This window comes from Boseongicola aestuarii (assembly GCF_900184815.1).
In the GTDB taxonomy this organism is placed as follows: Bacteria; Pseudomonadota; Alphaproteobacteria; order Rhodobacterales; family Rhodobacteraceae; genus Boseongicola; species Boseongicola aestuarii.
Window position 1 is genome coordinate 438,192 of sequence record NZ_FXXQ01000002.1, and the last position, 25,026, is coordinate 463,217.

At 59.1% G+C, this 25,026-nt stretch carries 24 protein-coding genes; 7 read left to right on the plus strand and 17 right to left on the minus strand.

Going from position 1 to position 25,026, the window contains the following annotated elements:
• Window positions 1–26 precede the first annotated feature (26 nt).
• The gene (locus tag BOA8489_RS05175; protein ID WP_093972904.1) at window positions 27–590 is read right to left on the minus strand and encodes a gamma-glutamylcyclotransferase; all 564 of its coding nucleotides are present in this window, start codon (window positions 588–590) and stop codon (window positions 27–29) included.
• Between the two features lie 43 nt (window positions 591–633).
• On the opposite strand from BOA8489_RS05175, the gene BOA8489_RS05180 reads away from it, so the two are divergent.
• A complete protein-coding gene (locus tag BOA8489_RS05180) occupies window positions 634–1,635 on the plus strand; it encodes a DUF2125 domain-containing protein (protein ID WP_093972905.1) in 1,002 nt (333 codons plus the stop codon).
• Window positions 1,636–1,701: 66 nt separating this feature from the next.
• Here the strand turns inward: BOA8489_RS05180 and BOA8489_RS05185 are convergent, their stop codons facing one another.
• The 3 genes from BOA8489_RS05185 to hisC are packed head-to-tail and all read right to left on the minus strand — an operon-like array spanning window position 1,702 to window position 4,276.
• Entirely contained in the window at window positions 1,702–2,274 is a 573-nt protein-coding gene (locus tag BOA8489_RS05185) for an extensin-like domain-containing protein (RefSeq protein ID WP_093972906.1), read from the minus strand.
• Window positions 2,271–3,191, minus strand: coding sequence for a prephenate/arogenate dehydrogenase family protein (locus BOA8489_RS05190; protein WP_093972907.1), 921 nt, complete (start codon window positions 3,189–3,191; stop codon window positions 2,271–2,273). The genes BOA8489_RS05185 and BOA8489_RS05190 overlap by 4 nt, the downstream gene beginning before the upstream one ends.
• The gene (hisC, locus tag BOA8489_RS05195; RefSeq protein WP_093972908.1) at window positions 3,191–4,276 is read right to left on the minus strand and encodes a histidinol-phosphate transaminase; all 1,086 of its coding nucleotides are present in this window, start codon (window positions 4,274–4,276) and stop codon (window positions 3,191–3,193) included. Before hisC ends, BOA8489_RS05190 begins: the two co-directional genes overlap by 1 nt.
• A gap of 96 nt (window positions 4,277–4,372) precedes the next feature.
• Between hisC and BOA8489_RS05200 the strand changes: the two genes are divergently transcribed.
• On the plus strand, window positions 4,373–4,996 hold the full coding sequence (locus BOA8489_RS05200) for a class I SAM-dependent methyltransferase (RefSeq protein WP_245813670.1): 624 nt from the start codon (window positions 4,373–4,375) through the stop codon (window positions 4,994–4,996).
• Between the two features lie 113 nt (window positions 4,997–5,109).
• Here the strand turns inward: BOA8489_RS05200 and BOA8489_RS05205 are convergent, their stop codons facing one another.
• The 5 genes from BOA8489_RS05205 to BOA8489_RS05225 all read right to left on the minus strand — a co-directional run bounded on the left by BOA8489_RS05205 (window position 5,110) and on the right by BOA8489_RS05225 (window position 11,606).
• A complete protein-coding gene (locus BOA8489_RS05205) occupies window positions 5,110–6,714 on the minus strand; it encodes an ABC transporter ATP-binding protein (RefSeq protein WP_093972909.1) in 1,605 nt (534 codons plus the stop codon).
• Window positions 6,711–7,883, minus strand: coding sequence for an ABC transporter permease (locus tag BOA8489_RS05210; RefSeq protein WP_093972910.1), 1,173 nt, complete (start codon window positions 7,881–7,883; stop codon window positions 6,711–6,713). The genes BOA8489_RS05205 and BOA8489_RS05210 overlap by 4 nt, the downstream gene beginning before the upstream one ends.
• Before the next feature lie 3 nt (window positions 7,884–7,886).
• The gene (locus BOA8489_RS05215; RefSeq protein WP_093972911.1) at window positions 7,887–8,966 is read right to left on the minus strand and encodes a microcin C ABC transporter permease YejB; all 1,080 of its coding nucleotides are present in this window, start codon (window positions 8,964–8,966) and stop codon (window positions 7,887–7,889) included.
• Between the two features lie 15 nt (window positions 8,967–8,981).
• On the minus strand, window positions 8,982–10,916 hold the full coding sequence (locus BOA8489_RS05220) for an extracellular solute-binding protein (protein ID WP_370807131.1): 1,935 nt from the start codon (window positions 10,914–10,916) through the stop codon (window positions 8,982–8,984).
• A 177-nt stretch (window positions 10,917–11,093) separates the two neighbouring features.
• Window positions 11,094–11,606, minus strand: coding sequence for a c-type cytochrome (locus tag BOA8489_RS05225; RefSeq protein WP_093972912.1), 513 nt, complete (start codon window positions 11,604–11,606; stop codon window positions 11,094–11,096).
• Window positions 11,607–11,724: 118 nt separating this feature from the next.
• On the opposite strand from BOA8489_RS05225, the gene BOA8489_RS05230 reads away from it, so the two are divergent.
• Complete coding sequence (locus BOA8489_RS05230) at window positions 11,725–12,555, plus strand: prephenate dehydratase (protein ID WP_093972913.1); 831 nt, start codon at window positions 11,725–11,727, stop codon at window positions 12,553–12,555.
• A gap of 108 nt (window positions 12,556–12,663) precedes the next feature.
• Here the strand turns inward: BOA8489_RS05230 and BOA8489_RS05235 are convergent, their stop codons facing one another.
• The 3 genes from BOA8489_RS05235 to BOA8489_RS05245 all read right to left on the minus strand — a co-directional run bounded on the left by BOA8489_RS05235 (window position 12,664) and on the right by BOA8489_RS05245 (window position 16,666).
• Window positions 12,664–14,232, minus strand: coding sequence for an ABC transporter substrate-binding protein (locus BOA8489_RS05235; RefSeq protein ID WP_093972914.1), 1,569 nt, complete (start codon window positions 14,230–14,232; stop codon window positions 12,664–12,666).
• Between the two features lie 104 nt (window positions 14,233–14,336).
• The gene (locus BOA8489_RS05240) at window positions 14,337–14,906 is read right to left on the minus strand and encodes a hypothetical protein (RefSeq protein ID WP_093972915.1); all 570 of its coding nucleotides are present in this window, start codon (window positions 14,904–14,906) and stop codon (window positions 14,337–14,339) included.
• 179 nt (window positions 14,907–15,085) lie between these two features.
• Window positions 15,086–16,666: an ABC transporter substrate-binding protein gene (locus BOA8489_RS05245; RefSeq protein ID WP_093972916.1), complete on the minus strand. Its 1,581-nt coding sequence runs from the start codon at window positions 16,664–16,666 to the stop codon at window positions 15,086–15,088.
• 144 nt (window positions 16,667–16,810) lie between these two features.
• On the opposite strand from BOA8489_RS05245, the gene BOA8489_RS05250 reads away from it, so the two are divergent.
• Entirely contained in the window at window positions 16,811–17,173 is a 363-nt protein-coding gene (locus BOA8489_RS05250; RefSeq protein WP_141138242.1) for a hypothetical protein, read from the plus strand.
• Here BOA8489_RS05250 and BOA8489_RS05255 read toward each other — a convergent pair.
• Window positions 17,170–17,358, minus strand: a complete 189-nt coding sequence (locus BOA8489_RS05255) for a zinc-finger domain-containing protein (RefSeq protein WP_093972918.1) — start codon at window positions 17,356–17,358, stop codon at window positions 17,170–17,172. The genes BOA8489_RS05250 and BOA8489_RS05255 overlap by 4 nt on opposite strands.
• A 126-nt stretch (window positions 17,359–17,484) precedes the next feature.
• Here BOA8489_RS05255 and BOA8489_RS05260 point away from each other — a divergent pair, with 126 nt between their 5' ends.
• Complete coding sequence (locus BOA8489_RS05260) at window positions 17,485–18,480, plus strand: NAD(P)H-binding protein (protein WP_093972919.1); 996 nt, start codon at window positions 17,485–17,487, stop codon at window positions 18,478–18,480.
• 6 nt (window positions 18,481–18,486) lie between these two features.
• Here BOA8489_RS05260 and BOA8489_RS05265 read toward each other — a convergent pair whose 3' ends face one another.
• Window positions 18,487–18,852: an HIT domain-containing protein gene (locus tag BOA8489_RS05265; protein ID WP_093972920.1), complete on the minus strand. Its 366-nt coding sequence runs from the start codon at window positions 18,850–18,852 to the stop codon at window positions 18,487–18,489.
• 8 nt (window positions 18,853–18,860) lie between these two features.
• A complete protein-coding gene (locus BOA8489_RS05270; RefSeq protein ID WP_093972921.1) occupies window positions 18,861–20,438 on the minus strand; it encodes a DUF5928 domain-containing protein in 1,578 nt (525 codons plus the stop codon).
• A 141-nt stretch (window positions 20,439–20,579) separates the two neighbouring features.
• On the opposite strand from BOA8489_RS05270, the gene BOA8489_RS05275 reads away from it, so the two are divergent.
• Window positions 20,580–21,383, plus strand: a complete 804-nt coding sequence (locus BOA8489_RS05275) for a sulfotransferase family protein (protein ID WP_093972922.1) — start codon at window positions 20,580–20,582, stop codon at window positions 21,381–21,383.
• On the opposite strand, the gene BOA8489_RS05280 is transcribed toward BOA8489_RS05275, so the two are convergent.
• Together BOA8489_RS05280 and nudC are read right to left on the minus strand one after the other, a co-directional pair.
• Complete coding sequence (locus tag BOA8489_RS05280) at window positions 21,380–21,835, minus strand: SRPBCC family protein (RefSeq protein WP_093972923.1); 456 nt, start codon at window positions 21,833–21,835, stop codon at window positions 21,380–21,382. The two genes, BOA8489_RS05275 and BOA8489_RS05280, sit on opposite strands and share 4 nt — an antisense overlap.
• Before the next feature lie 15 nt (window positions 21,836–21,850).
• The gene (gene nudC / locus BOA8489_RS05285) at window positions 21,851–22,813 is read right to left on the minus strand and encodes an NAD(+) diphosphatase (protein WP_093972924.1); all 963 of its coding nucleotides are present in this window, start codon (window positions 22,811–22,813) and stop codon (window positions 21,851–21,853) included.
• Between the two features lie 193 nt (window positions 22,814–23,006).
• On the opposite strand from nudC, the gene BOA8489_RS05290 reads away from it, so the two are divergent.
• Window positions 23,007–24,983, plus strand: coding sequence for a bifunctional 2',3'-cyclic-nucleotide 2'-phosphodiesterase/3'-nucleotidase (locus BOA8489_RS05290; RefSeq protein WP_176440214.1), 1,977 nt, complete (start codon window positions 23,007–23,009; stop codon window positions 24,981–24,983).
• Window positions 24,984–25,026: the final 43 nt, after the last annotated feature.

Here is a 25,026-nt window from a genome sequence, read left to right on the forward strand (position 1 = left end):
CCGGCGCGCTGCCAACCTCAATCGAATCAGGTCGCGCTGACGATCTCGCGGACGCGATCACTAAGCCATGCAAGCTCCGCGTCTTCGATGCCGAGATCAATCAAGTGACTGAAAGTATTCCATAAATACTCGGTGTTGGGGCCGCGTCCGCCAACCGCATGGGCGATGATCTGCGCCTGCCGTTCAAGCTCCATGCCGCCGACGTATTGCACATGGTCTGTATCAACGACGTAGGAAAGCGCCATAACGGTCTCGCCATCCTCGAAAGTGACGGGCAGAACACGCTCGATGTAGGCCGAAGAAATCAGCTCCCGCTCGCGCAGATAAGCGACCGTGGCCTCGGCCTTTTCGTCAGGAACCGCAAAGGCTACGCCGGTGCAGGACGCGTCCGGGGCCGGATCGAGCGCAAGGACCAGTCCGGGGTCGGCATCGGTGCCGCGATGATGGATCGACGACATGCAAAAGCTGCGCCGAAACCCGTGCATCGTGGCAAGGCGTCGCTCGGCCACCGGAAAGCCCGGGTTCCAGATCAGCGATCCATAGCCGAAGACCCAAAGGGGGGTCGCAAGTGTCTCTGGTCCTTTATTCATAAGGCCTCTAATACGAGGCAACGCAAAAAGGGGAAAGGGCCAAATGGGTCGTTTGATCGTCGTGGTTTTGGTGGCGTCACTGGGATGGATGGCGTGGTGGGCTTTCGGGTCGTCCGCGCTGGATCGCGCGCTGACGGCTTGGGTCGATGAGCGCCGCTCGGAAGGCTGGGCGGCGGATGTTGCCGATATTGATGTCGCGGGCTTTCCCAATCGTTTCGACACGACCCTGAGCGATATCCGCTTTGCCGATCCTGAGACGGGCGTTGCCTGGTCCGCGCCGTTCCTTCAGCTTCTGGCGCTGGCCTACAAACCGCACCAGGTGATCGCGGTGCTGCCGAACGAACACCGTCTTTCGACGCCGCTGCAGACGCTCGACCTCAGCCACGATCAGGCGCGTGGGTCCATCTTCATGCAGCCAAGCCCATCGCTGCCGCTGGACCGTTCGACGATCATCATCGAAGCATTGAGCGTCGGCTCGACCCTTGGCTGGACCGCGCGCCTTGACGAGGGTCGTTTCGCCACCGAACAAATCCCGGCGCGCGCGAATGCACATCGGATCGGTGCCGAACTGCTGGGATTTCATCCGCCGCAGGAGGTGCTTGCAATCCTCGACCCCGCCGGGCTGCTGCCCAGGACGGTCGAACGCATGCGCTTTGATGCCGACATCGGATTCACCGCCCCCTGGGATCGTGGCGCCATCGAAATTGCGCGCCCTCAAATCGTCCGGATCGATCTGAATGACCTCTCAGCCGAATGGGGAAGCGTCACGTTCCGCGCGGCCGGTGCCCTTGACGTCGACGCACGCGGCACGCCAACGGGCGAGATTTCTATCAAGGCCGTTGATTGGCGCCGTCTGCTGCAGATGTTCGTCGCAAGCGGGATGGTCGGTGAAAACGTCGCGCCAACCATCGAGACCGCTCTGGAATTCCTCGCAGCGCTGAAAGGCCCCTCGGATACGATCGACGCCGATCTCAGCCTGCGCTCAGGCCGTGTTTTCCTCGGCCCTATCCCGCTGGGGGACGCACCGAAGATCGTCATCCGCTGATACTGTTCTTTGGGTCCGGAAAATCCCGGGGGAGCGAAGCGGGGGCAGAGCCCCGAACAAGCCGCTTTAACGGCAATACGGCCCACCGCGATGATCTGCGACATCGAAGTGGAAATGGTCCTGATGGTGCCGGTCCGCGTTGGGTCCAAGGACGGTCCCGAACGGCCCGCAAGCCGCCCCGTGCATGCGCCTCAGGACCCGGCTGTCCTCGCCGCGCCAGCCGCGCAGAACGCTGATCCGCTCACCACTTGCCAGAACGAAGCTGGATATATCGATCGCGCGTCCCTGCGCATGTTCAGACAGACGGGCGCCCGCGCGGCTGTTGCGGGTCCGGCATGCGTAATGCGCCGCGACGGTCAGTTCGACCAACCCACCACCGCGCCGCCCGATCGCCGGCACAGCCCCGCGTCGCACCCAGCGGTCCAGTGCGCGCGCCGTTCGCATCGTCATGATCGACGGGCGCGACAGGCGCACGCCCGCAACTTCGGTCACAACCCAGGCATCGCGGACGCCACAACCGCCGGGCCCCGTGACCGGCGCGCGTTTGACGGCCACAAGTCCAGGCAAATTCGCACTGTTATCCCCACCGCCGCAGGCCACCAGAGCCAGCAACGCAAGTCCTGCAATCAATCGCTTCATGACTTCTTTCCGATCCGGCCAAAGTCAGGCGCATCCGTATCCTGACCAGCCTCGATTATGCCCCGTCGAATGGCGCGCGTGTGGGTGAAATAGTCGAAAAGGTGATCGCCGTCGCCGGTACGAATAGCACGCTGCAAGGCGAAAAGCTCTTCCGTGAACCGTCCGAGGATTTCCAGCGTCGCCTCTTTGTTGTTGAGGAACACGTCACGCCACATCGTCGGATCCGATGCAGCGATCCGGGTGAAATCGCGAAAACCGGCGGCGGAGTATTTGATCACTTCGCTGTCGGTGACGCGTCTCAGATCATCGGCCACACCCACCATCGTATAGGCGATCAGGTGCGGCGTGTGGCTGGTCACGGCCAAAACCAGATCGTGGTGGTCGACCTCCATCGTCTCGACCTTGGCCCCCATGCCTTCCCAAAGGCGCGTCAGTCGCGCGACCGCCTCGGTATTCGCGTTTTCGTCCGGCACAAGGATGGTGAACCGGTTCTCGAACAATTCCGCAAACCCCGAGCGCGGCCCGGAGTGTTCGGTTCCGGCCAGCGGATGCCCCGGAATAAAGTCGACGTGGTCAGGCAGATGCGGTCCGACGGCCTCCACCACCGCGCGCTTGACCGACCCGACGTCAGTGATCGTCGCGCCCTTTGCCAGATGCGGCCCAATCTCAAGCGCCACGGGTTCCATCGCTCCGATGGGCATGGCGAGGACGACAAGGTCGGCGCCTTGGACGGCTTCGGTCGCACTGTCGACAACGCGGTCACAAAACCCGATCTCGCTGGCGATCTCGCGCGTCTCAACCGAGCGCGCGGTTCCGACGATCTCACCGGCAAGCCCGCCGCGCCGCATGGCATGGGCCATCGACGAGGCGATCAACCCCAGTCCGATTAAAGCGACGCGTTCATAAATCCGAGCCATCATTCGCCCTTTCGAAATCGTTCAATCGAGTCGCGCACCCGTTGGCAATTGGCTTGTGTGCCAATCGTGATCCGCAGGCATTCGGGCAGGCCATAGCCTGCCACCTTACGCACAAGGATGCCATCACTGCGCAGCGCTGCCTCGCAGGCATTGGCCTCCGCCGCATCTGCAAATCGCGCAAGGATATAGTTGGCGTGACTTGGGTCAGACGGAATTCCGATCTCCGCCAAAGCCTCGGCAAGCCAAGTTCTGAGGCGCGCGTTTTCGGATTGACAGTGTTCAGCGAAGGCACGGTCCAGCATTGCCGCCTGTGCCGTCGCAAGTTGCGGCACGCCCAGATTGAACGGCCCGCGCAAACGGTTCAGCGTATCGATGACATGGGTCGGACCATAGCCCCAGCCAACGCGCAATCCGCCAAGACCATAGAGCTTGGAGAACGTACGCGTCATGACAACGGTCTCGCGGGATTCGACCAGCGACGCTCCGCCATCATAGCCTTCGGCAAACTCGACATAGGCCCCGTCAAGGACCAGCAGAACGTGATCCGGCAGGCTGTCGGCCAGCCTGTGCAGGTCCTCATTGCCGATCATCGTTCCGGTGGGGTTGCCGGGGTTCGTCAGGAACACCAGCCGCGTCGCATCCGTCACGGCCGCCAGAATGGCGTCCACGTCCACGACCCGCTCGCGTTCGGGCACGACGACGGGCGTGGCCCCTGCACCGAGGGCCAGAATCCGGTACATCGAGAACCCGTGCTCCGTATAGATCACCTCAAGTCCCGGCCCCGCGTAGGCCTGACAGAGAAACGTCAGGATTTCGTCAGACCCGGCACCGCAAATGATGCGATCCGCGTCCAGCCCATGCACATCGGCAATCGCCTTGCGCAAGCTGGCATGATCGCTGGACGGATAGCGATGCAGCGTCGCCGCTGTCGCGATAAGGGCGTCCTGCGCCGACTGAGGCGGCCCGAACGGGTTTTCGTTCGAGCTGAGTTTCAGCACCTGATCATGCCCGTCAATGCGGCTCTCACCGCCCTTGTAAAGCACGATATCGTCAATGCCGGGTTGGGGTTTTATCGAATGTGTCATTGCTCTCGTTCCGGGTCCGCTTCTTCCTAGCGGCGTGACCGCGCCAACGCCAGCGGCGATCTGGCGCACGGGCTGCGATCATGGCACTCTGAACACATGAGCGACGCACCGCAAAGCCTGACCAACCGCTACGATAGCGCCGCCGGCAAATGGCGCGACAAAATGCGCACACTTGGGTATTATGACGGCTATCTCGGGTTCCTCTGCGAACCCGGCCCCCGCCCCGGGGCGCATTCCCGCGTAATCGATGTGGGAGCCGGAACCGCGGCTTTTTCGGAGGCCTGGGTGGCCGTCAACGGCACGCCATCAAAGCTGACGCTCATTGAGCCCAGCCAAGCGATGCTGGACCGCGGAGCCTCGGCCTTGCGCGCACGCGGGGTCGCGCCGCGGCTTTTGCGGGGGACGTTGGGCGAGGTGCAGGATGACCCCGCCAATGAAGTGCTGGCCGCCCATGTCATCGAACACTGCCCCGACCCAGCCCTAGCGCTGAACCAACTCAAGAGCCTGACTGTGAGAGGTGGCCGCCTTCGCCTTGTGGTGTCCAAACCCCATTGGTGCAATGCGATAATCTGGCTGCAATGGCGCCACCGAACATTCGGCAAAGCCGAAATCCGATCGCTTGTGAAAGAGGCCGGCTTCGAAATCGAAAGTGATTATGCGTTCCCCTCCGGGCCGCCATCCCGGACCAGCTACGGCCTCGTCGCTCGCCGACCCGATTAACCCTAACACCCATTAAGGTTAACGCGGCCTCAGATCCGGGGAGTGACGCAGCCCCATTCACCCTTTCAAAAACACCAATTCCACACGTCAGGGACAGGCAGCCGCTCGAAACCCTAGGAGGCGGCCTTGACCTCGAAAGCGGCGGCCATCAGCGCCTTGGTGTAATCGGAACGCGGTGCATCGAACACCTGCCCCGCATCCCCGTGTTCGACCACATCGCCCTCTTTCATCACAATCACTTTGTGACTGAGCGCGCGGACAACCTTCAAATCGTGGCTGATAAAGAGATAGGCCAGCCCGTATTTCTGCTGCAGATTGCGCAACAACTCCACGATCTGCACCTGCACGGTCATGTCTAGCGCCGACGTCGGCTCGTCCAGAACAACCAACTTGGGCCTAAGCACCATCGCGCGCGCAATGGCGATACGCTGCCGCTGACCGCCCGAAAATTCATGCGGATAGCGATGCATCATGTCAGGATCGAGGCCGACTTCTTCCATGATCTCGGCCACCATCTCGCGTCGATCCCGCCCGGAATCGACGTCATGGATCATCAGCCCCTCCGAAATAATCTCCTCGACCGTCATGCGCGGACTGAGCGATCCGTAAGGGTCCTGAAAAACGATCTGCATATCCGCGCGCAGGGGGCGCATTTCGCGGGATTTAAGGCCCTGAATATTGCGCCCCAGAAAGCTCACCCGACCTTCCGACGAAATCAGACGCATGATCGCAAGCGCCAGCGTAGTCTTGCCGGACCCGCTCTCGCCGACGATCCCGACCGTTTCCCCGGCCCGCACCGAAAGTGTCGCAGCGTTGACCGCTTTGATATGCCCCACCGTGCGCTTCAACAGTCCGCGCTGGATTGGGAACCAGATACGCAAGGCATCCGTTTCGGCGATGACATCCGCGCCCGCAGGGACCGGCAGGGGTGTTCCTGTGGACTCGGCGCTGAGAAGCATTTGCGTGTACGGATGGCTTGGCTTCGCGAAGATCTCGGCAGTATCGCCGCGTTCGACGATCTCGCCATCTTTCATCACGCAGACCCGGTCCGCGAATTTCCGCACAATCCCGAGGTCGTGGGTGATGAACAGCATAGACATGCCAAGCCGCTCTTTCAGTTCGGCCAGAAGCTCTAGGATTTGGGCCTGAATGGTCACGTCCAGCGCCGTTGTCGGCTCGTCCGCGATCAGCAGTTCCGGCCCGTTCGCCAGCGCCATGGCGATCATCACGCGCTGGCGCTGCCCGCCGGAAAGCTGGTGTGGATAGGCTCCAAGTCGTACTTCGGGGTTCGGGATTCCGACCTGTTCGAGAAGTTGGATGATCTTCGCCCGCGCCTCTTCTCCGCGGAGTCCCTGATGCAATGCGACGGCCTCGGCCAGTTGCTTTTCAAGCGTGTGCAGCGGGTTGAGCGAGGTCATCGGCTCCTGAAAGATGAACGAGATATCGTTGCCGCGCACGCGGCGTAATTCGGCTTCGTTGGCGCCGACCATTTCGGCCCCGTCGTAAGTGATCGAACCTGTGATTTCTGCGCTGTCGCCCAGCAGCGACACCGTGGACAACGCGGTTACCGATTTGCCGGAGCCACTTTCGCCCACAAGTGCCACGGTTTCGCCACGGCGCAGATCAAAGCTGACGTCGCGCACGGCGTGTGTCAGCGCACCATCCTGACGAAAGTGCACGTTCAGGCCCCGCACGTTCAAAAGGACGTCGCTGCTCATTGGAAGGTCTTTCTTGGATCAAAGGCGTCACGCACGCCCTCAAAGATGAAAACCAGCAGCGACAGCATGATGGCGAAGGTGAAAAAGCCCGTGAAGGCCAGCCAGGGCGCCTGGAGGTTTTGTTTGGCTTGCAGGGTCAGTTCGCCAAGCGACGGCGCGGAGGACGGCAGCCCGTATCCGAGAAAGTCGAGCGAGGCGAGGCCCCCGATGGTGCCTGTAATGATGAAGGGCAACAGAGTGACGGTTGCGACCATGGCGTTGGGCAGCATGTGGCGGAACATGATCGTGCCGTTGGACACGCCCAGCGCGCGGGCGGCGCGGACGTACTCGAAGTTGCGCGCACGCAGGAATTCGGCACGCACCACACCGACCAGCGCCGGCCATCCGAACAGGACCGAGAGGAACACCAGCATCCAGAAACTTCGCCCGAAAATCGCGAACATGATGATGATCACGTAAAGCGACGGGGTCGAAGACCAGATTTCAAGCAATCGCTGGAACACAAGGTCCAGCCAGCCGCCGAAATAGCCCTGCACCGCCCCGGCGGCGATGCCGATTATACTGGCGCAGACCGTGACGATCAGCGTGAACATGATCGACAGACGGAAACCATAGATCACGCGGGCCAGCACGTCGCGTTTGGTGTCGTCGGTACCAAGCAGGTTGTTGCTGTCGGGCGCACTTGGGGCAGCGCCCCGAATATCGACGATGGTGTCATAGCGGTAGGGGATCATCGGCCAGAGGAGCCAGCCTTCTTCAACTTCGACACCGTCGACCTGCCCGGTTTCCGCCGCTTCGGCCATGATGCCTTCGGGGTCGTCGTAGCAGGCCTCGATGCCGCCAGTGCGGATCAGGCATTCGACGTCTTCGTACTGGTATTGCGCCTCGATGGGCAGGTCACCGCCGAACTCGGTTTCGGGGTAGAAGTTGAAAATCGGCATGTAAAGTTCGCCGCGATAGCTGACGAAGATCGGCTTGTCGTTCGCGATGAACTCGGCCAGCAGGCTGAGGCCGAACAGCACCGAAAAGATGATCAGGGACCAATACGCGCGACGGTTCTTGGTGAAGTTGCGCCAGCGACGCTGATTGAGCGGTGACAGCCACGGGCGCTTGCGTTTGATTTCGGCGGCGACGGGTGCGGGGACGATAACGGGATCGGGCAAGGCCATGGTTCAGACCTCGCGCTTTTCGAAGTCGATGCGCGGATCGACGAAGACGTACATGAGATCGGACAGGATACCGACCAAAAGACCAACAAGGCCAAAGGCGAACAGTGTCCCGAAAATCACCGGATAGTCGCGGGCGACAGCGGCTTCAAAGCCAAGGCGGCCAAGACCATCGAGCGAGAATATCGTCTCGATAATCAGGCTGGAACCGAAGAAGATACCGATGAAAAGCGATGGAAATCCGGCGATGACGATCAGCATGGCGTTGCGGAAAACGTGGCCATAAAGCACGCGGGCTTCCGAAAGGCCCTTGGCCTTTGCGGTGACAACGTATTGCTTTTTGATCTCATCGAGAAAGCTGTTCTTGGTAAGCAGGGTCAGCGTCGCAAATCCCGAAATGGACGACGCGAGAACCGGAAGGGTGATGTGCCAGAGGTAGTCCACGACTTTGCCCCAGGCTGATAACTCGTCGAAATTGTCGGAGGTCAGGCCCCGAAGCGGGAACCATTGGAAATAGGAGCCGCCGGCGAACAACACCAGAAGCATGATCGCAAACAAAAAACCGGGGATCGCGTAGGCGACGATGATCAGGCCGCTGGTCCATGTGTCGAAACTTGAGCCATCGTTGACCGCTTTTCGGATGCCGAGCGGGATCGAGATCAGATAGGCGATGACGGTGGACCACAGGCCAAGCGTGATCGACACCGGCATTTTCTCGATCACCAGATCAATCACGCTGATTGAGCGGAAGTAGCTTTCTCCGAAATCGAGCCGGATATAGTTCCACATCATCAGCGCGAAACGCTCATGTGCCGGCTTATCGAAACCGAACTCGCGTTCCAATTCTTCGATGAACTCCTTCGGCAGGCCCCGCGCGCCCACATAGCCGCCGTCGCCCTGTGATTCGAAGGTTTCCGAACCGCCGCCCGAGATCCCCTCGAAGACGTCCCCCTGCCCTTCCATTGTCGCGATGATCTGCTCGATTGGGCCTCCAGGCACAAACTGCGTCAGCGTGAAATTGATGACCATGATCCCGAACAGCGTCGGAATGATCAGCAATAGCCGTCGGAGGATATATGCGCCCATGGTGCCGTCGATCCCCTAGAGCGCGCCTTGCGCGCGAAGTGCGGCTTCGGCTTCGGCATCATGCCACCAGAAATCAAGCGCCCCAAGCGCAAGCGGCGGCAGCGGCTCGGGATAGCGATACATGTCGTAATAGGCGACCCAATGCGAGTTGTTGATCCACTGCGGAATGATGAACCGTTCCGCGCGCAGCACACGATCGAGAGATCGCACCGAGGCATGCAAATCCTGCAGCGAACTGGCCGAAATTGCCTTTTCGATCAGGCGATCAATCGCAGGCGTGCAGACGCCCATCAGGTTGCGTGTGCTTTGGTCCATGGCTTCGCAACTGAAGTACTGCTTCAGGCCGGTCGAGGGTTCATACCCAAGCGCAAACTGGTGGACGGTCAGATCGTAGTCGTAGTTGCGCGACCGGTCGGTTTCCTGACTTGGGTCGACACGGTCCAGTTTGGCCTCAATCCCAAGCGCAAGAAGGTTCTGCACAAAGGGATTGTGGATACGGTCAAACGCAGGGCTGCTGTCGAGGATCTCGACTGTCAGCACGCGTCCGTTCTTGCGCCGCTTGCCATCGTCACCGACGATCCAGCCGGCCTCGTCCAGCAGGGCCGAAGCTGCACGCAGATTGCGGCGATCAAGTTGACGGGGGCCGGAAGTCGTGGGCATCACGACTTCGTCGGTCAGAATAGACGCATCCAGCAGGCCTTCGTCGACCAGTGGCTGCAAGATCGCCACCTCTTCCGGGGTCGGAACACCGACAGCCGTCAGGTCCCCTCCGTTGTCCCAGAAGGACGTGGTCCGCTCATAAAGACCGTAAAAGAGGCTCTCGTTTGACCATTCGAAGTTGAACATCATCGCAATGGCCTCGCGCACGCGCGGATCCTGGAATTTCTCGCGACGCAGGTTGAAGACATAGGACTGGCCCGTGCCGAGGCTGCCATCGGGCAGTTCCTCTTTCACCACAAAGCCATTTATCAGGCCCGGAAAGGTATAGCCCGTCGCCCATTCGCGTGAGGAGTTTTCGACGCGGAAGGTGTATTCACCAGCCTTGAAAGCTTCCATGGCGGCCGAGCTGTCCGCGAAATATTCGATGCGGATGGTCTCGAAATTGTTGCGGCCAAGGCTTTGCGGCAGTTCTGCGCCCCAGTAATCGGGGTTGTAGCGATAGATGATCTGGCGGTTCACATCATAGCTGTCGAGTTGGTAGGGGCCTGTGCCGAGAATGGGCGTAAGGCCGCTTTCCTCAAGCTTGAAACCGGTTTCTTCCACCCAGCTTTTCGAGAACGCCGGGAAAATCCCTGCTGTCGTAATCACATCGCGACGCGGTGCGGATTCGGTGAAGTTGAACTTGATGGTGTAGTCGTCGATGACCTCGACACTTTCGATAATGCTGCCGAAAGCCGCGCGGAAGGACGGAAGACCCTCAGTCATGAAAAGGTTGTGCGTGAAAGCCAGATCATGCGCCGTCCAGCCACGGCCATCCGAGAACGTGACGTTGTCGCGCAGATTGAAGATCACCCAGTCGAGACTTTCGGCCGGATACTCCATCGTCTCGCACAAAAGGCAGTAGGACGCGTTCGGATCGTCGGCAAACGTCGTGAGGATGCTTTCATGCCCGATTGTCGACAAAGCCCCGGCACGCCCGTTGCGCGTATAGTTGTTAAAGCTGTCGAAGGTGCCCGGCGCCCACTGGCTGATCTCGCCGCCCTTCGGCGCATTCGGGTTGACGTAGTTCAGTTGCTGATAATCCGCCGGATAAACCAGATCGCCGAAGAACGAATACCCATGGCTTACAATGATCTCTTCATGAGCATCGGCCCGCACCACCGAACCCGTCGCCAGCAAAGTCCCCGCGACCAGGCCCGCAAGGCCAATCCATTTCAGCGCCAGGCGGTTTTCGGAAAGTCTGGCAGAAAGAGCAACCGCGCGAGGGCGTCGTGGTGTCATGGGGTTCATCCTCCGTTTCGATACGTCCCGGCGAAAGCGGGCTTGTACTGGTAAAATGAAGCTAGTTTTTCATTTGTCTAATGTTCAAGGCCGTGGCTCTGAATATTTGGTGAAGACACCGTGCGCAGCAAAAGGGCCGGACGCAACAGCGACCGGCCCCAAAGTACCAAAATCGTGATAAAAAGGTTATCCGCCAGCGGTTTCGAGATATGCGATCAGGTTCGCACGGTCCTCGATGTCAGGCATGCCGCGATAGTTCATCTTGGTGCCCTCGATATAGCCGCTTGGCGAAATCAGAAATTCGTTCAGGGCTTCCGGCGTCCACTCGCCCGGGAAATTGGCCATGGCCGTCGAATAGGCATAGCCTTCCGCCGCACCCTTGGGGCGCCCGACCACATTCGCCAGATACGGACCCGTGCCGTTCGCGCCTGTTTCCAGCTTGTGACAGGCCTGACACTGTCGCCACAAACGCTCGCCAGCGCCCGCATCCGCCACTGCGTAAACATCGGCGAAGGGAACTTCCGCTACTTCTTCTTCAGCCTCACCCGCACCCTCGACTTCAATCGTGTAAGCCTGATGGTGATCGTCACCATGCTTGGGATGATAAATGAATTCCGCCGCAAAGCCGCCCAGCAGGAAAACGAGGAACGTGCCGCAGAGGCCCCCCAGCGTTTTTGTCAAAGTCATCGTGTCGAACATGTCGCGTCCAGTTCCCTCATAGTTTAGCGGTTATCTATCCGCTTCCCATGCCGGGCTTCAAGCGATAACACCTGCGGCGAAAAGCCTTTTTGTCACAGCGGGTCGGATAAACCACGAGATGAACGGACGAATTGCATTCCAGGGAGAGCCCGGCGCCTACTCGCATCAGGCCTGTGCCGAGACCCGTCCCGACCATGAACCGATGCCCTGCCGCACCTTCGAAGACGTCATCGAGGCAGTGACTTCCGGGGCTGCGGACCTTGCCATGCTGCCGGTGGAAAACACCACCTACGGCCGGGTTGCCGACATTCACCGCCTCTTGCCCGACAGTGGCCTGCACATCGTCGATGAAGCCTTTGTACGCGTGCACATCAACGTCCTCGGCGTGCCGGGCGCCAAGGTAAGTGACATCAAGAAAGCTTATTCCCACCTTGTGTTGCTGCCGCAATGCGCGCGCTGGCTGAAGGAAAACAACGTTCTTGGCGCTGTAAGCCCCGACAATGCACGCGCCGCGCGCGATGTGGCCGAAGCAGGCGACAAGTCGGTGGCCGCCCTTGCTTCCGAACTTGCCGCCGAGGTCTACGGCCTTGACGTGCTTGCCCGCCACATCGAGGACCAGGACCACAATACGACGCGCTTTCTGGTGATGTCGAAGACACCCGACCTCACGCGGCGCGGCGACACGATGATCACCACCTTCGTGTTCCGCGTTCGCAATATCCCGGCAGCGCTCTACAAAGCCATGGGCGGTTTCGCCACGAACGGCGTCAACATGACGAAGCTTGAAAGCTACATGATCGACGGCTCGTTCTCGGCTACTCAGTTCTACGCCGACATCGAAGGCCACCCCGACGACGAGAACGTCCAGCTTGCCATGGCCGAGCTTGACTATTTCACCTCCGAAATCACGATTCTCGGAGTTTACCCCGCCGACACCAAACGCCGTTAACCTTAATAGCCATTAAGGTTAACGCGCCGCGTCCAAAAAAAGAGGCCCCGAAAGGCCCCTTCTTCTGTTTGAAAATATCCAATATCCGCGCCGAAGGCGCGCAAGATATCAGTTCACTGTGACCCACCGCAGGATAAAGAAGTTGTCCGGGCGCTGCGTCATCTCGATATTGTCCTGAGTGCCCCAAACAAGCGGCTGCACGTACAGTGGCACATAGGCGTGCTCGGACTGATACAAACCGACGACCTCATCGATCATCGCCTGACGCGCCGCCGGATCCAGCTCGGCTTGAATCATCGGCAAAAGCTCATCAAGGCGCGCGTTGGAATAGTCACCGAAGTTCCACGAACCCAGCCGCTTTTCCTCGTTCGGAGTGGACGCCAGAAACCGCAGCGGATGCTCGTGGTCCATCGAACCGCCGGGCGACCAGCCAAGAAGATACATATCGAAGTTGTCTTCGCGAAGCTCAGGCCAATAGTTCGAGACCGGCATCGCTTCCAGTTCAACGTCAATCCCGATCTGCGCCAGCATTGCCGTGATCGCCTGACAAACCGACTCGTCATTGGGATAACGGTCGTTCGGGCACTTCAGACCAAAGCCGAACCCATCCGCATAACCTGCTTCGGCCAAGAGTGCCCGCGCACCCTCGACATCAAACGCCGGACGCGCGTCGTGCACTTTCGAATAGCCGCTCATTGCCGGTGTCACCAACTGGCTGGCCGCCTGCGCGTTGCCCCGCCAGATCGTTTGCAGGATGGCATCTGTGTTGATCGCCTTTGCGACTGCCTCGCGAACACGCACGTCTTTGAACGGGTTCGCCTCACCGGCGCTTCTGCCATACTTCAGCGTATCCGCCTGATGTGCAAAACCCAGCATCAAGACACGGGTTTCGATGCCGCGAATGATGTTGATGCCGTCGCTTGCTTCAAGACGCGCCGCATCCTGGATCGGGACCGGCTCGACGAAATCGACGTCGCCCGACAAAAGCGCCGCAACGGCGGTTGCGGAATTCTGGATCGGCGTGAAGGTCGCCGACGTGATATTATGCTCGACCTCATCCCAAAAATTTTCGTTTGGAACCAAGGTCGTGGACAGTCCCGGCTGGCGATCTTCAACCCGGAATGCACCGGTGCCGTTGACATTCAGCGTCGCATAGTTGCCGGATTCCTTGTCGGGCCGCGCGGCGTCGTTGGCTTCGGACCAGCCTTTGTCTATCATCATCCAGTTTGCGATGGACGCCGGAAAAAGTGGATTCGGCGCCGAGGTGTAAATCTCGACGGTGAAGTCATCGACGACTTTCACTTCGGTGACCGAGGCGAACCAACTGCGGACGTCGGCAACTTCACTTGAAGCCCTTTCGTAGGAGAACATGACGTCTTCGGCATCGAAAGCGGCTCCGTCATGGAACGTGACGCCTTCACGCAGCGCAAAGCGCCAGCCTTCGCCTGCGCCGATCGGCTCCCACGAGGTGGCAAGCGATGGTTCAAGCGTCATGTCCTTCGACATGCGCACGAGCCCGTCGTAAACGTTGTTCAAGAAGCCCAGAACGGGCGCTGAACTTACGGCGTGCGGGTCCATTGTCTGAGGGTCGGTCTGCCCCGCCCAGCGGAACTCTGCCGCCGAAAGGGGTCCCGCCGCCAAAGCGAAAATCGCGGCTGTTGTAAGTAGTCGTGTCATTATTCGTCTCCCCGAGAACTGCAGCTTTCTGCTATGTGTGACAACCTGTCCTACCCTGAAGCTAGGCTGCGCGACAGTGGACTCAAGGAAACGTGAGAAGGCGGCTAGTTGTGGTACCGCTGGGCCTTCGATAGCGCATCACGTTCTCGCGACAGACGCTTTAGTGTCTCAAGCGACGCACGCAACAACACATAGCGTGACAGAAGGTGTGCCTGGTCTCTCAGTTCCATGCGCTCCAGCTCGGCCCATTTGCGTGGGACATTGGACAACACCGCAAGACAACCGATAGGTTCCATCGCCGGGCCGTAAACGGGTTCGATCAGCGCGCTCTTGAAGGGAAGCACCGACGGTTCGAAAGCTTCTCCAAATTCAGCGACCTCCGCGAGATCGGTGATCTTGACGCCTTTGTTGCGCTCGATAATGCGGGCAAACATCGAGTGATGCTGCGCGTATTTATCGGGAAGCAGGCTGCTGCCGCGGGGAATATATCGGGACCGGATGAAGACCGACGAGCGCGGCTCGTCCAGAAGGCAGAATAGCGCTGCAGAGCTTTGCAGGACAACGCCTGCGGTGCGGGTGATGACTTCGAACTCACGTTCGCTTGCGCCATCGAGCAAACCCAGATCGCCGAGATCAAATCTTGCTGGTGCCGAATTGATCAGGCCTTCGCGCATTTCAGGTCACCCAAAGTCATCGCTCCCGTTTGTCGCAACGCCTTTGATCAGACATCACCGACATAACTTGGACAAATGATATGGGGCATTATGCGAAAAAGGACACAAGTTTATCGATCTTACCGTGAAAGTTGTGTCGAAATGGGCAGGCGAAGGTCGCCCCGCCTGCCCGAAAGTCGTTAGTTCATTGTGAAGTATTTGACCTTAGGCTGATCCTCTGGATCAACTTCGATGCCTACTCCGTCAGCCATGCCCCAGTTCAGAACCTGGTGGTGGATCGGGATGTAGAGGGTCTCGTCCTGAACGACACGCCAGATATCGGCGATATCCTGGTTGCGTGCAGCAAGATCGGTGTTTGACGCCAGCGACTTGATCTTTGCATCAAGCTCATCGTTGTCAAAACCCGTGCCGTTCCATGTTCCGATATCGCTTTCACGTCCGTGGACGAGGAAGTTAAAGATATACTCGGAATCGTAGGTCGGAACGCCCCAACCCAGCATGTAGAAGTCGGTCTTGCCGTCCGTGATGAGCGGGAAGTGCTGAGCCTTTGGCTTGGCGTCGAGGTTCACCGTCACACCAATTTGCGCCATCATGCCAACAGCCGCCTGACAGATCGCTTCATCGTTGATGTAGCGGTCGTTCGGGCAGTCCAGACGGATCGAGAAGCCATCGCCGTATCCGGCTTCGGCCATCAGTGCCTTCGCAGCTTCGATATCCGTTGAGCTTTCTGCGTCCATCTCGGCTGTCCAGCCGTTCACGAATGGCGGTGCGATCATGCCAGCCGGGATCGACTGGTCACGCATAACTACCTGCTGGATCGCGTCGCGGTTGATCGACATCGACATCGCTTTGCGCACACGGGCGTCTGCCAGTGGGTTCTTGCCATCAACGTTGTCGGCTTCGATATCGTCCGCGCCCTGGTTCATGCCAAAGAAAATCACGCGGTTCTGCGGGGCTTTCTTGACCACCAGACCGTCGACGCTGTTCACGCGCTCAAGGTCCTGAACGGGCATGTCCTGAAGGAAGTCGATCTCACCGGACAAGAGCGCAGCAACGCGAGTCGCAGCGTTTTGAATCGGTGTGTAGATGATCTCGGAGACTTCCAGTGGGAACTGATCACGACCCCAGTAGTTTTCGTTGCGGGTCATGACAGTGCGAACGTCAGGCTCACGGCTTGTCAGAACGTATGGGCCCGTGCCGTTGGCATTAGTTGTTGCGTAAGTCAGCTCACCGCCTTCGAAGTCCTGCACGTCGACCGTGTTGTTCGCCTCGGACCAGCCTTTGTCCATGATGAACAGGTTGGTGAGGTTGGATGGAAGGATCGGGTTTGGACCGCTGGTGACCATCTCGATGGTATAGTCATCAACCGCGCGCACTTCGACGATCGAGCCGATGAGTTCTTTCATGTCCGAGTTCGGCTGTTTGGCGCGCTCGAAGCTGAACACCACGTCTTCGGCAGTGAAATCGGCGCCGTCGTGGAATTTCACGCCCTGACGCAGGTTGAACACCCAGACGTTCGGGTCGTCAGCGGACGGACCCCAGTCTGTTGCCAGCGCCGGCTCGAAAGCGCCGGATGTGTCGCGAATGATGAGCGGTTCGTACATCTGGTGACGTACGGTGTGGGTTGGACCCTCGTTCTGCGCGTGCGGATCGAGCGTCAGCGCATCGCCCGCACGGGCCCAGCGCAGTGTCTCAGCCGATACCGAGCTTGCAACAAGCGCAAGCGTCGAGGCTGCAACGAGTAAGTGGCGAACTGCCATGATATGTCTCCCTGACATTTTTTTAACGATGGCGCAGAGTTCCGTTCAGACACGCGGAAGTCAAGGCGATGCATGACGGAAACAGGCTTGCTTGGGCGCGCTTTGTCGCTTCAAGAAACAAACAGCAAAGGAATCTGGCGCAACATGAAAGATTTTGGCCTAGTCGCCAGCATTCTGGTCCGCATACTGGTTGCCTTCATCGGGTGCACACACCTGTTTGCGCAACTCTTTTTCGCCGACTTCAACCCTATGGCGACAGCCGTCGGACTGGGGGCCTTCGCTGTCGCGGGTCTTACAGGGCTGCCCGTCAAGCGCAGCGCCTTTCTGACGAGAATCGGCATTTACGGTGGTTGCATTGCCCTGCTGGGAACGGCGGGCGGCATTTATGTCCACTATGCCTACTACGATACACCCGGCAATTATTATGCCTGGTTTATCACTGTGCCATTCGCGGCAGGAAGCGTATTTCTGATGGTTGCCGCATGGCGCGGCCATACGCTGCGCTAGTCGTCAGCCAGCACGAAACGCTTGTCGCAATAGCCGCATTCCACCCAGCCCTTCTTGCGGTCGATCTGCAGCCAGACGCGCGGATGGCCCAAAGCGCCTTCGCCGCCATCGCAGGCGATTCGGGTTTGGGTAACCGTTTCAGTTTCCGGCGGGTTGCCCGTGGGTGTCTGAGAAGTGTCGGACATTAAAATCTCGCGCTTATGGGGTTTGGGCGGTATCTTATCCATGCCACCCCGACGAGCAAGGCCCGTCGTGCGGCAAAGTGAACGAGACGGTAAATTTACCAACCTTAACGGTCTGAACCGCACCTGATGACGCAAACCCCGCAGCTTCCTTCGCGAGATTTTACGCCCAGACGCGTTCTGGTCGTAGGCGCAACAGGGACGGCAGGCCGCGCGGCGACAAGGGCGTTGATCGCGGCCGGGCATTATGTGACCTGTATCCTGCGGCCTGAGAACGACGATCCGGTGGCCGTCGGCGCACGTTTGCATTTCGCCAGCGTCACCAACGCGGCCTCGTTGCGCGACTATGGCTTTGCGGGTGAGACTTTTGATGTAGTCGTCTCCTGCATCGCCTCGCGCACCGGCGCGCCGGACGACGCCTGGGCAATCGATCATGACGCGAATGTCGGCGTTCTGGAACAGGCGAAGGCGGCAGGGGTCGGGCATTTCATCTTGCTGTCCGCGATATGCGTACAAAAGCCCCTGCTTGAGTTTCAGCACGCCAAGCTTGCGTTTGAGGAAAAACTCATGGCTTCGGGACTGAACTGGAGCATCGTGCGGCCGACGGCGTTCTTCAAATCCCTGTCGGGGCAGATTGCACGTGTGAAGGCCGGGAAACCCTATCTGGTGTTTGGAGATGGTCGGCTTACCGCGTGCAAGCCGATCAGCGACCGGGATTTGGGGGCTTTCATTGCAGGGTGCATCGATGCGCCGGACAGGCGGAACCGCATTCTGCCGATTGGGGGTCCGGGGCCTGCGCTGACGCCATTTGACATGGGGCGTGAAATGTTTCGGCTGACCGGCCAGCCCGAGAAATTCCGCAAGGTGCCGGTTGCAATGCTGGACGTGATTGCCGGGGGATTGAGGTTGGCAGGTATCGTCGCGCCGAGCCTGCGCGTGAAAGCGGGTCTTGCCGCCATCGGTCGCTACTATGCCACGGAATCGATGCTGCTTTTTGATGCCAGCAAGGGAGCGTACGACGCCGATGCGACGCCAGAGTTCGGATCGGACCGCCTTTTCGACTTTTACGCCGACGTGGTCGCAGGACGCGAGACCGTGGACTTGCGCGAACAGGCGGTCTTTTAGCCTGGCTTAGCGCGCCAGGATTGGCCCCATCGCGTGACCACCGAGAATATGCAGGTGGAAATGCGGAACCTCTTGCAAACCGTGCTCTCCCGCGTTGGAAATCACGCGGAACCCCTTCTCGCGCAGCCCTTCGCTTTCGATGACGGACGCGAAGGTCGCCCAAAAGTCGGCCGCTTCTTCCGGCCCCGCGTTCGCGGCGAAATCGTCGATCGTGACGTATTTTCCTTTGGGAATAAGGAGGATATGTACCGGCGCCTGCGGATGAATATCGCGAAAAGCCAGACTGTGATCGGTTTCCACCACGGTCGAGTTCGGAATTTCTCCGCGCAGGATCATCGCGAAGATGTTTGTGTCGTCGTAAGCGTAGGTCATGGCGGTCCTCAGTCAGCAAACAAGTAATCGGTGCGGGCAATGTCGAGCGCCTTTTCGTGCTCGATCCCCAAAAATTTGGCAAGAGGTGCTGCGTTTTCTTCGGGCGCGGCGGTCTCTTTGATGCGAAAGAACTCGGGAAATCTCTCATCACGGATCGCTTCGATTTCGCGCGTCAGATCGTTGCGTAATGTGGGCAGAAGTGCTGCGAAATTGGCTTCGGTCGTCATCTCGCTTGCTAGACCGACGCGGCGGGCGTGTCCTTGCAGATAATCGTCTCCGTACTGGCAGTCGATTTCCAGAAGGCGCGTTTCGCAGCGGTCGGAAAAGAAATCGCGCAGCAAATGCAGGCGCGACGGATCCAGACAGAGGATCATGCGGTCGGTTTCGTAATAATCGAAAAGCATCCGCACCATGGCGCGACGATGGCGCGAACGCTTATCAAGGGTTGCTTCGATGCCGCCGAGATCGGGCAAGGGGGTCGATCCCTCGTCAAAAAGAAACTCGATGGCAGGCAAGTTGGTTGCCATACCCACGCGGTCCAGAAGGCGTTTTGCGACGTGCCACTTCTTGCAGGTGACAAGCATAAGCGTGCGCTCGCGGCCGATGGTGGCGTCTCGTTCCCAAAAGCGCGGCGCGAACCGCTGGCCGATGCGACCGCGCCCGGTCAGAAACCCATGAAGCCGCCGCCCCTCGTCCGAAACGCTGAAGTTGCGATCCACTTCGGCATAGACAGCACCCAGCCGGGCTTTGAGCTCTTCGGCCTCAGCGCTGATCTTGCGGGCAAACAGGTAATCCTGCGCCAGAAGCAAATCAAAATGGTCGTTATAGAAAGTGACCGGCATTCCATAGTCGGAGAACATCAGGAATGTCGGCGTGCGGCAGTCAATCTCGACCTCGGCCACAAGGTGGCGAACGAGGGTTTGAAAAAACGTCTCGTCAGGGATCCATGTGGTTCGGAAGAACCGCTCAATGCCTTTGTTCTGATCGACGAATTGAAGCAGCTTTTCGATGGTCCGGCGTCGAAGGCACCACCATTGCGAGCCGATCATCATGCGCAGATCGGCCGGAATTGCACGCTTGAGACCCAGGACCTGTTGCAGCTTGATCGCAGCGTAGTATCGCCTCGGCTGGGTCCGCTCGTTGAAGATATGTCGATAGATCAGCCGTTCTTCGCGTAAACCCGTCTTGATCCAGTCACTCTCGAAAAAGTCGAAGCTTTCAATGATATCAGCGTCGCGCGCATCAAGATATTCATGCACATACTGCGCGCTTTTGATCGGCATGCAGTCGCCCGAAAGCAAATAGAAATGGGTCGCTTCCGGGAAAGCTTCAAAGGCGGTGCGGACGGCGATGAGGGTGGCAGCCACCAGGCTCCATTCGCCCCATCCGCATTTGACGCGGGTTTTGGCGAACGCCACGTCGGGATTTCCAACGAAGTTGGAACGCAACGCCTCATAGTCGGACTGCGATGCGCGGGCATCGAAATGGACCGCCACCTTGTCGCCCGCCGCCGTCAGCCGTTCAACCTGAGCGGTGATCGCCTCGCGGTCTTTGTGACACAAAAGGATAAAGGCAACTGTCGCCATCTTTGTGTCTGTCCTCACCGGTTTCCTGCTTTCGTCAGATGTGTATCCGAAGGCGTCCCATTGAAGAACCCTTGGATTTTTGGTTCTGTAAGAAAAAGTCGCTCAATTTCGGTGCGGCGCCAAGAAAACGGTACGCAGATTATGGGCTTTCCCGGCACGTGGATGACAACCAGCGAGAGCATGGTCTATCGCGTTGTTCCTAAATGCGCGTGTTCGACGATTGGCCAGATCATGTACTACACGGATCACGGGCAGTTCTTCGACGGCGACATTCACGACGCGCGGGAAGGGCTGCACAAATGGGCGATGGAGGACAGCCAGCCGCTGATCTCGGACAATGTACGCAACCACAAGAGCCTTGCGTTTACCTGTGTGCGAAACCCTTACACACGAATTTTGTCGTCGTTCTTTGACAAGATCGCGGGCATTCAACGCAACGGGCAGCGCTATCGGGGCAACCTGTTGCCGCAGCTATCTCAGAAGTACGGGATCAACGTGGACGGCGACTTTAATCAGATCGAAATGTTCCGCCGGTTTCTCCTGTTTGCCCGCGACACCATCCGGTTTCGCAAGCCCATGGACCCGGATATTCACTGGTCGGCGCAATCGGGGCACATCTCGACGTTCATTCTGAACGGCGGTCGATATGACCGGATTTTCTGGACCGAACAGTTCAACGAGGGCATGCAATCGGTTCTGGACGGCACCGAATTGCCGCATCCGATCAATCTGGCCGAAATACCGCGCTTTAACGAAAGCGCAGGACATGGGCCAAAGCGGGCGCATCCGGTCAAGGATTTCTTCGACGATCTGTCGATGCATCTTGTGTACGAGATCTACAAAAAGGATTTCCGGCTGTTCAAATATGACTTCGAGAACCCGGCGAACAAGATGCCGAAGGGTCAGATCGATCTGGACGAAGTTCACGCAAAGCTGGGGCGCTAGGCGCGTCTGGCGAGCTTTGCGGCAAAGGTTTCGACACGTTGGTCGAGACGCCGGTTCAAAGAGTGACCGGTCAGGCGCAACGTTTGCAAAAGCAGTTTTGATGCAAAGGTCGTTGCCCCGAATTCGAAAGAAATGAACAGTTTGGTTTCCGAAACTGAGGCTTCCTGAAGATCGACGACGGCCATGCAGGTGATGCCGTTGCCGTGGCTGTCGATCGCATAACCGCAGCCCGGATCCACCGAGACAAGCTCGGCTTCGACGTCATAGGCACGGTCGTGCCACTTGAAACTGGCGGCCCATTGCGCGCCGGGCTCGGGTGGTTGGGTCGCTCCGCGCCGTTCGATTCTGGTGCCGCGTTCGGCCAGCATGTCCTCGAAGGACCGGAAGTCCATAATCGCGGCGTAAACATCCGCAATCGGGGCTTCGACGATCTTCTGACTTGCTAGCTTCATGGCCGAGTCTTGGCCCTAATCCAGAGTATCGGCAAGCCAGTTCTCAATCAGGAACCGAGCGATCGAGCCTTTGCGGGCCGGTTTCATCGCCGGATTGTCTACAATGAGGGACAATGCCATATCCTCGCGGGTGACCCAGACCGCGTCTTCCAGCTCGTCCGGGTCGACGGTGATCTCCGACGTCAAAGCAACGCCCATGCAGCCGAACATCAGGGACGACGGGAAAGGCCAGGGTTGCGACGACAGATAGCTGACCTCGCCCACCTTGATGCCCGACTCCTCGAAGGTTTCACGGCGCACCGCGCCCTCGATCGTCTCGCCCGCTTCGACGAAGCCTGCAAGCAGCGAATACATTCCTTCGGGCCAACCGGGTGAGCGCCCCATCAGAACCGAATTCCCGTGTAGGATAAGCATGATCACCACCGGATCGGTGCGCGGAAAGTGGTGTGCGCTACAAGATGGGCAATCCCGCTGCCAACCGGCCTGGGAAATGACGCTCTTTGCCCCGCAGCGCGCACAGAATCCGTGGATTTCGTGCCAACTGAGAACGGCTTTGGCCATCGTCACCATTTCGGCTTCGCGCGGCGTCAGGGCCGTCATGTTTGCGCGCAACTCGCAGAACGCCTGCGACGCGGGCAGGTCGGGGTGGCGCTGTTCGGAAGGGTCGTGAAACGCGCCGAGGGTGTCCGGCACCTGATCGGGATCCCAGCCGGAAATGTCGCGTGCAAATCGTGCGATGCCGTCATCAAGACCCAACCAGATCGGGCCTTCATCAGCGGCCGCAAACACCGGGTGGTCGGAGGCAAGCCATTGCAAGCCCCGCGTCTTGAGGTCCATCAAGGGCTTGCCGCGCCAGATCGCAAGGACGCCCGTACCTTCTTTTTGCAACAAGGCTGACAACTTATCCTCAGACCCTCGCAGATGAGCCGCACGGTCCAGGCCAGAGCCGCCAAATGTCACTGATTCTGCGTTTTTCATCGTCACGTCCCTCGCGTTGACTGCCGATGTGACATGGGATCAGGCGATTGGCAAACGCCGAAACCCTCCCCCAAAACAGCGGCTTGCGCAAACTCTGCCGGGCATTAGCGTGAACACTCTGAAATTAGATTTGGCGTCACGACGTTTTCATGCTCCCATCGAAAAACAAAACCTCAAAAACAGGGAGCCTGAAATGTCTCGTCTCAAAGGACCGGCCATGAGCCGGCGCATGTTCTTATCCACCACAGCCGGCGCATCCATCATCGCGCTGCATCCCTTTTCAGCCCGCGCAAGTGCCGGTCAGGCGCATCTGCGGATCATGGAGACAACGGACCTGCATGTGCACGTCTGGCCTTATGATTACTATGGCGACCGCGCGGTCGATACGGTCGGACTTGCCCGCACGGCGGCGCATATTGCCGACATCCGGGCGGAAGCCACGAACTCGCTCTTGTGCGACAACGGGGATTTCCTGCAGGGCAATCCGATGGGCGACTACATCGCCTACGAGCGCGGAATGAAAGAGGGTGACATGCACCCCATCATCGCCGCGATGAACACGCTGGGCTTTGATGCCTCGACCCTGGGCAACCATGAATTCAACTACGGTCTGGATTTCCTCATGAAATCGCTGGCCGGTGCGGATTTCCCAGTAGTGTCATCGAACGTGGTCAAGACTGAAGGCAGCGACCCCACCAAGGATACAACGCTTATCCCGCCTTATGTCATTCTGGAGCGCACTCTGACGGATGGAGCGGGAGAAACGCATCCGATCAAGGTCGGGCTGATCGGCTTTGTGCCGCCACAGATCATGAACTGGGATCGCAAGCATCTGGAAGGCAATGTGACTGCGCGCGACATTCTGGAAACCGCGCGGGCTTATGTCCCTCTGATGCGCGAAGAGGGCGCGGACATCATTATCGCGCTCAGTCACTCGGGCATTGGATCCGCGGACGAGACCGACCTTATGGAAAATGCCAGCGTGCCGCTTGCGGCGGTGGATGGTATCGACGCTTTGGCCACCGGCCACAGCCACCTTGTCTTTCCGTCACCGACTTATGCGGACTATGCGGCGGTAGACGCCGAAAAGGGTCTGATCCATGGAAAACCTGCGGTCATGGGGGGGTTCTGGGGCTCGCACCTCGGGGTCATAGACCTGATGCTGGAGCGCGACGCCGGCAAGTGGCGGGTGGTGAATTCGTCTGTGGAAACACGTCCGATTTCCAAGCGCAACGAGGATCGCTCGGTGTCCGCCCTGGTGGAAAGCGATGCCGATGTTCTGGCCGCGACCGAAGAAACGCATATGGAAACACTGGCCTATGTGCGCCGCGCCGTGGGCAAGACAGCGGCTCCGTTGCACAGCTATTTCGCTCTGGTTGCCGACGACCCATCGGTGCAGATCGTTTCGATCGCGCAGAAGTGGTACATTGAGGAAATGATGAAAGGCACCGAACACGAGGGCCTTCCCATCCTTTCAGCGGCGGCGCCTTTCAAGGCGGGCGGGCGCGGTGGCCCAGAGTATTATACGGACGTTCCGGCAGGGGACGTGGCCATCAAGAACGTCGCGGATTTGTATCTTTACCCCAATACGGTGCGCGCCGTTCGCATCACCGGTGGCGAAGTACGCGACTGGCTTGAACGCTCGGCCGGTATGTTCAATCAGGTCACGCCGGGTACAAGCGATACGCCGCTGCTGAACCCGTCTTTCCCGTCCTACAACTTTGATGTGATGGATGGCGTGACCTATCAGATCGACCTCAGCCAACCGTCGAAATTCGGCCCCAAAGGCGAATTGGAGAATCCGGACGCCAACCGGATCAAGAACCTTGCCTATAACGGTCAGCCCGTGACGGACGACATGGAATTCATCGTCGCGACCAACAATTATCGGGCAAGCGGCGGCGGGGATTTCCCCGGTGCCGATGGATCGACGGTAATTTTCGAAGCGCCCGACACGAACCGCGACGTGATCGTGCGGTATATCGTCGAGCAAGGCACGATCCAGCCAAGTGCGGACGCCAACTGGACTTTCGCGCCGCTGGCAGACACGTCGGTCGTGTTCGAAACAGGTCCGAAGGCGGCGGACTATGTTGATGATCTGAAAAGCGTGGACGTCACGCCTGCGGGCGACGGCGCTGACGGGTTCGCGCTGTTCCGGCTGAACCTCTGACTTGACAGGCGGCGGGAGCGACTTTGGTCGCTCCCGTCTGCTC